Source organism: Psychrobacter sp. CX97 (assembly GCF_057396285.1).
This window is the reverse complement of record NZ_JBXYJE010000008.1, coordinates 180,738-187,322: the sequence shown is the minus strand read 5'-3', so window position 1 is coordinate 187,322 and position 6,585 is coordinate 180,738. Positions and strand designations below refer to the sequence as shown.

The following is a 6,585-nucleotide window of genomic DNA, read 5'->3' as shown; positions in this document are numbered from 1 at the left end:
TGAACTGACCCCCAAAAGTTGGACACAACTTATGGGGTATTTTTATGCGTTACAATCTAGATTTTAAGATCAAAGTCATAGGATACTATAAGCAAGGACATACCGGTCATGCCACAGCAAAGAAGTTTAAAGTGAATCCAAGATTTGTAAGTAAATGGGTCAAGCAATATCAAAGCGGTGGTATAAAGGCTATTAAGCCAAAGACAAGCAAAGCCAAATACAGTAGTGAGTTTAAACTTAACGTACTAACAACGATGCTTACCCAAGGCCTAAGTCAATTGGAAGTTGCTCTAAGGTATAACATCAGCTCACCAGCTTTAATCAGCCAGTGGCACAAAGCTTATCGACTACAGGGTATGTCTGGACTCATATCTAAACGTAAAGGTAGAGCGGCCATGAGCAAACCATTTATCACAGACAAACCAGATGATGAAAAGATATTAGCAGAGCTGAAACGTGAGAATGAATATCTTCGTGCGGAGAATGCCTACCTAAAAAAGCTCGATGCCTTGCTCAGGGAGAGGGAACAAGCCGAGACAAAGCAAGGCTCATCGAAGGACTAAGGGATAAATATTGCATATCAGCTTTACTTAAGATAGCTGATATGCCTAAAAGTGTCTTTTATTACCATAGGTGTCAGTTTGATGCTGAAGACAAATACGCTGATTTAAAGCAGCGTATCATCGAGCTATATTACCAACATAAAGGTCGGTATGGCTATCGTAGAATCACAGCCGCATTAAAGCAGTTAGGCATGCATCATAACCATAAGCTTATTGCCAAGCTTATGAAGCAGTTAAATCTTAATGCGAAGATCAGAAGAAAGAAGTATCGATCCTATAAAGGTCAACAGGGAAAAATAGCAAAGAACTATTTAAAGCGTCGCTTCCATGCTGGTAAACCCAATAAACGCTGGTTAACAGACATTACTGAGTTTAAGGTGGGTGACAATAAATTATATCTATCTCCGATTCTTGATTGCTATAATAATGAAATAGTCAGTTATACCTTATCTAAAAGACCAACCTATGATGTGGTAAGTAAAATGCTAGATTTTGCGCTAGATAAGACGAAAACAAGTCGTCATAAAAAGTTAATGCTTCACTCTGATCAAGGCTGGCATTATCAAATGAAGCCTTTTAGAAAGACGCTTAAAAAGCATAAGATAAGACAAAGCATGAGTAGAAAAGGCAACTGCATAGATAATGCGTTAATGGAGAGCTTCTTTGGCACACTGAAGTGTGAGACCATCTATATTGAAAAGCCTAAAACTATTGATGAACTAGAAAAGCAAATTCATGAGTACATTCATTATTACAATCATGAGCGTATTCAGCTTAAACTTAAAGGACTGAGTCCTGTGAAGTACAGAATTCAGTCCTTGAGATAGACTTAAACCGTCCAACTTTTGGGGGTCAGTTCATTTTAGACTCTTTTTTGTATTACTTTATATCTTAAATATTGCAGCTGAGTATTTACATCAAAATAAAATACGCCCAGCACCCCACAATAAGTGCAGCAACGATGTTCAGCACGATTCCGACTCTAACCATTTCAGACTGTTTAATAAGACCTGTACCAAAAACGATAGCATTTGGCGGTGTCGCTACTGGTAACATAAACGCACACGAAGCCCCTATACCAATGATTAGAACGAGTACCTCTTTTGGCAATCCCATTTGCTGGGCAATAGCCACAAAAATAGGGACTAAAAGTGCCGCAGAAGCAGTGTTTGAAGCAAATTCAGTTAAGAAAATAATAAACGCCGCCATGGCCAGTAATACGAGAAATAGCGGTGCACTCATTAGAGCGTTTGCAACGCCTTCCCCCATAACAATAGATGCCCCTGAGAACTTTAGTACATTTGATAGCGCAATACCACCACCAAACAGCATGAGCACTCCCCAATCCGTATTATCTGATACTTGCTTCCAAGAAACTAAACCGAAGCTAACTACAGCACCGGCAGCAATTAAGGCGATAATTGAATCTGGCTTGGCGATGTCAAAGGTAGCCCCTATTTTTTTACTAAATATCCATGATAGTGCCGTGATAATAAACACTAAAATAGTTAATATTCTTGTTTTAGTCCATGGGATATCTGGTTGTTTAATAGTGTCAATTTTAACGTTTAAATTAGGTTTTAATACCAAATACATAACGCCTAATAATAGCGGTGTCAATACAAACGTGATAGGTAGTCCAAACTTCATCCAATCAGTAAAGCTTAACTCAAGAGCTTTGGCAGCAATGGCGTTTGGCGGTGATCCTACAATTGTCCCTAACCCCCCTAAGCTAGCCGAATAAGCGATACCGAGCAAAACAAATACAAACGTACCACGGTCTTTATCTCTATCGACTTGTGACAACATACCAATGGCTAAAGGCAACATCATTGCTGCCGTTGCCGTATTTGATATCCACATTGACAACATTGCCGTTGCAAAAAAGATAAGCGCAACTGCCCCACCTAAGCGGCCACCCGATAATGAGATTATTTTTAAGGCAATTTTTCTATCAAGTTGCTGTACATGCAATGCCGACGCCAAAGCAAACCCACCAAAAAATATGTATATAATTGGGTTTGCAAAGCTCGATAATGCATTAGTAGTATCAAAATCTGGAATGCCGATTGCCACACCAACAATGACTACTAAGATAGCAGTAATCGTTACGTGCAAGGCTTCTGTAAGCCACAATGCTCCAATAAACAAAAGTAGTGACAAACCCTTATTAACATTGACATCAAAAGGTAGTGCATTAAATAAGGCAATACTGCTTAATGCGGCAATAGCAGTAATAATTAATCCTTTTACTGTGCCTTTTGGAAAGGTATCGGTAAATAGGTATTCATTACCATCGTTAGGTAGGTGCTGATCTAACTCATCAGTTTCCCTGGGGCTTGGTGGGAGTTTATTTGACTCTGTCATTAGAGTTCCTTATAAAAAACCGTAATAAACTTAAAATAGCTTATGTATCGGAACTGTTAAATTGTTGTAAAGAAATTTAATCAAATACCTAATTTATCAAAATTTCTTTGCTTTATCTAGCACACAAAATTGGTTTACTTGCGACATCAACTTAAAGTGGCTATTTACTCTACGATTGACATTCTTTTAAAGAACTAAAATGAAGAATTAAAAGATTTATAAAAATGACATCTTTTTGAAACTTTTATGCATTATGAACAGATATATATATTATGAACAGAATAAATGCTTAATGAAATCGCTAATAATAAACAGCAACGAAAATGTAATAACAATATAGCCCTTCTAAGACCTTTATTATCGTTGTATTATTCCAAGTCATTATCAGGATAATGGTAGCTTTTAGCATATCAATAATTTACCCTTTAATTCAGTAAGCTGGTCATTATTGAAATGACATTTGGTTGCCTTAGTAACTCAAAAACAACAGTCTCTATTCCCTTGTTTTATTTAAGGCACCTATAAGATTCAGCTATTTTAAAAGGAACAATTAAATCATATACACTAATGGAATAACTTATTTAAAAAATATCGCTAGACCTTTGTTATATAATCAGGATAATCGTCGTTTTTGGCTCTTGGGAGATTAATATGCAGTCATTACCATTTGTAGCCATTTTTATAGTACTGCTTTATGGTCTATGGCGTTATACCCGTGAAAGTGAGTCATTAAGTCGCAGTGTATTTCTTGGCTTGTTTCTTGGCGTTGTGTTTGGATTGATAATCTCGGCATTCAATGTAAATACAGATCAATTTTTACTTTGGGTAAATATTATTGGTAACGGGTACGTGAATCTACTCAAAATGATTGCTATGCCTTTGGTATTTATATCAATACTAGCAGCCATTGTGCGTCTAGAAAAGGCCTCAATGATTGGCTCAATGAGCTTTTGGATAATCAGTACCTTACTCATTACTACTGGTATTGCTGCTTTAGATGGGGCTATTATTGCTAATCTATTTCAGCTTGATGCTAGCTCAATTGTGGCAGGCGAGATGGAGGTTGCCCGTGGTCAAAGTATGATTCAAAGTAGTAGTGAAGTGGCTGACTTAACGATTCCTGGGCTCATTTTAAGCTTTATTCCTACCAGCATTGGCGGCACTTTTGCGGGGCTAGCTAGCACATCAATGATTTCTGCAGTAGTTATCGCCAGCTTACTGGGTGTAGCCGCTTTAACGGTTAACAAAAATGAACCTGAAAAAGGGGCGGTTATTATCCGCAGTATTGACATCCTGCAAAGCTGGATTATGTCTTTGGTTCGGTTTATTATCCGCTTGACACCATATGGTATTTTTGCGCTAATGATTAAAGTCATTGCCACTACCAATGCTGATGCTATTTGGCAATTGGCTAAATTTTTGTTAGCTTCTTATGTCGCTCTATTTATCATGCTACTGGTGCACGCCTTCATTATAATGTTGACAGGTCGATCGCCTATTGATCACTTCATAAAAATTGCCCCTGTTCTAACTTTTGCTTTCACTTCAAGAAGTTCAGCAGCAACCATCCCTCTGAGTATTGACGCTCAAATTAATAAACTGGGTATTGCCAAACCAATCGCTAACTTCTCAGCCTCATTTGGCTCTACTATTGGGCAAAATGGTTGTGCTGGTGTATATCCTGCGATGCTTGCCATGATGATCGCACCCACTATGGGTATCGACCCTTGGTCTATCGGCTTTATTGCTTCTGTCATTGGGGTGGCTGTGATCGCTTCATTTGGTGTGGCCGGTGTTGGTGGCGGTGCAACCTTTGCTGCCATTATTGTGCTTTCTACTTTAGGAATGCCTTTAGAATTGGCCGGTTTATTAATTTCAATCGAACCTTTGATTGATATGATGCGCACGTTAGTTAACGTTAGTGGTTCAATTACAGCGGGTGTTGTGGGTGATAAAGTACTTAGTGACGCCAAAAGCCCTGAAGATTTTGTTGAAGTGAGAGATTATGATAGTTTAGTTAGCTAGTCGCCTATTTCAAACCCTAACCTCAGTGAGCTTATAGTCTCGATAGTTCAAACTAGGAAATGCTATTTAAAACATTTCCTAGTTTATTCATAATAAGCGCCATCATAATCATTACCGTCATAACCAAACTATATGTTGATTAAACGGCCCTCATAGTTGCGCTAAACTGTACTAAGTCATCTTGGAAAAAACAATAACACTCAAAGATAGAGACTAATTGCACAAATAATAGATTGAGATTTCTTCAATCAAAGATTCAAGTCAAACACGGCTACACACTCATAACGTAATATTTTTGCTCTTTACTTATATTTGACGTAATATTGTTATTAATAGCCTATACTTATTATTAAGTTATTGATTAGCAAATTATACTTTTTATTAATGTAAGCAACTGATCGTGTGCTCCCCTCTTGAGCGATCAAGTCCTTATCGAAACATAAAGTTACTGTCATTGTTGTAAACATTTATGAGGAGCTTACCGTGAATAACGCAACCAAGAAACTAGGATTCTTCTCTCGAGTTTTTAGACTTAGACTGCCTGATGAAGTGGTAAGCAAAAATGGCCGTTTAATTATTGATAAGAATGGCAATGTGCGTCCTAATTTTGATAATAAACATCTTCAAGACAAGATGATCGAGCAGTTTGGGGCTTTAGAATTTAGGGCTTTGGAATTAGAAAATACCATTATGGATAGCGATACTAAAGTGAAAGCATAATACGCTATGGGTATCTTTGGGGTTATGTTTATTTTGGCACTTGGCTATCGCTTTAATGTGTCAGTACCGCATAAGAATAATATCCTTAAACGTAGCTCTGGTTGGGTATCTTATGTGGTTTTAGCAACTGATGGAATAGTCAGTATCCTCCTAGGTTTAACAGCATTGGCCATTCTAGGCTTAATAACGCTTTTAATTACACTCTTTGTTAAGTTTGGCTTCGTATGGCAAACCCCTGAAACTTATAATTTCCTTCAAAATTTATTATCGCTTTCTTATAATGACTATATTAGAGGCATCCTATTTGGTTTAGGTGTGTTACTCGCTTATGTAGCCAATGAAATACGACTGCGTAATAATGCTTTCCAAACAGATTATGATGAATTAAAAAGCCTTGATGGCATCCTTAAAATCATCATTCATGCTATGGAAACCGGATCTTATATAAAAGTTTCATTGAAGTCTGGAAAAGTTTATATCGGTGCGGTATTGGGCGAACAGTTTGAAAACGGTGATCTAGATAACATCACTATTCTACCCATGGAAAGTGGTTATAGAGAAAAAGATACGTTACGTTTAACGCTTGATTGTGATTATAAATCTGTCTATTTGAATCACGGGGTAATCGAGAGGACACCCAATGGTTTACATTATCATGCAGAGCGTGCTGAAGATATGATGATGGTCATACGAGTCAATCAAATTGAGTCTTTGTCGTTATTTAATGCCAATATTTATAAAGAATTTGAATACAAGGGCAAGTCGCAGCACTTTATTTTAGATTGAACAAACCGCTTAAACTATAAGAACCTTGATATTAATTTTTCACGGCTTTTATATGACAACATGAATGTCCTTATGGGTAGTTTTGGCTGTATTTCGTAATAAAAACATTGTCTACAATTATTCA

At 37.3% G+C, this 6,585-nt stretch carries 6 protein-coding genes; 5 read left to right on the top strand and 1 reads right to left on the bottom strand.

Translation table 11 applies throughout. From position 1 onward, the window contains the following. The first annotated feature begins 44 nt into the window (after positions 1–44). Positions 45–563, top strand: a complete 519-nt coding sequence (locus AC2SLL_RS08430) for a helix-turn-helix domain-containing protein (RefSeq protein ID WP_486530417.1) — start codon at positions 45–47, stop codon at positions 561–563. Further along, a complete protein-coding gene (locus AC2SLL_RS08425; protein ID WP_486530431.1) occupies positions 467–1,390 on the top strand; it encodes an IS3 family transposase in 924 nt (307 codons plus the stop codon). Before AC2SLL_RS08430 ends, AC2SLL_RS08425 begins: the two co-directional genes overlap by 97 nt. Before the next feature lie 85 nt (positions 1,391–1,475). Here AC2SLL_RS08425 and AC2SLL_RS08420 read toward each other — a convergent pair whose 3' ends face one another. After that, positions 1,476–2,930 (bottom strand): SLC13 family permease, encoded by a 1,455-nt coding sequence (locus AC2SLL_RS08420; RefSeq protein ID WP_486531240.1) that lies wholly within the window; start codon positions 2,928–2,930, stop codon positions 1,476–1,478. A 645-nt stretch (positions 2,931–3,575) separates the two neighbouring features. Here AC2SLL_RS08420 and AC2SLL_RS08415 point away from each other — a divergent pair. The 3 genes from AC2SLL_RS08415 (at position 3,576) to AC2SLL_RS08405 (ending at position 6,461) form a co-directional block, all read left to right on the top strand. Beyond that, positions 3,576–4,955: a cation:dicarboxylate symporter family transporter gene (locus AC2SLL_RS08415; protein ID WP_486531251.1), complete on the top strand. Its 1,380-nt coding sequence runs from the start codon at positions 3,576–3,578 to the stop codon at positions 4,953–4,955. A 483-nt stretch (positions 4,956–5,438) separates the two neighbouring features. Next, entirely contained in the window at positions 5,439–5,675 is a 237-nt protein-coding gene (locus AC2SLL_RS08410; RefSeq protein WP_486531239.1) for a hypothetical protein, read from the top strand. 6 nt (positions 5,676–5,681) lie between these two features. Next, on the top strand, positions 5,682–6,461 hold the full coding sequence (locus AC2SLL_RS08405; protein WP_486531238.1) for a hypothetical protein: 780 nt from the start codon (positions 5,682–5,684) through the stop codon (positions 6,459–6,461). Positions 6,462–6,585: the final 124 nt, after the last annotated feature.